This window comes from Idiomarina sp. ST20R2A10, from assembly GCF_051842345.1.
Taxonomy (GTDB): Bacteria; Pseudomonadota; Gammaproteobacteria; order Enterobacterales; family Alteromonadaceae; genus Idiomarina; species Idiomarina loihiensis.
This window is the reverse complement of sequence record NZ_JBNIEY010000038.1, coordinates 1-326: the sequence shown is the minus strand read 5'-3', so window position 1 is coordinate 326 and position 326 is coordinate 1. Positions and strand designations below refer to the sequence as shown.

The window sequence follows — 326 nt, the reverse complement described above, 5'->3', positions numbered from 1 at the left end:
CACCGGGGCCCGACCCGCACAACCACCCATCCCCGGCTTAGCTGAAACCCCTTACCTTACTTCGACAAGCGCATTAGGGCTAAGTAACATTCCTAAGCGCCTCGCTATTATTGGAGCCTCGGTCGTTGCTCTTGAATTAGCACAGGCCTTCGCGCGTCTCGGTAGTGAAGTTACTGTTTTGGCTCGCAGTCGGGTGTTATCCCAAGACGAGCCTGCCATTGGTGAGGCAATAGCCACTGTTTTTTATCACGAAGGCATCAATGTGCTTGAGCATACAGAAGCCAGCGAAGTGCGTTACGACGGACAACACTTCATTCTCAAAACCA

At 52.5% G+C, this 326-nt stretch carries 1 protein-coding gene; it reads left to right on the top strand.

The genetic code is table 11. From position 1 onward, the window contains the following. Window positions 1-326, top strand: a 326-nt coding sequence (locus ACP7H9_RS14235; RefSeq protein ID WP_439222936.1) for an FAD-dependent oxidoreductase, incomplete at both ends; no start/stop codon positions are given.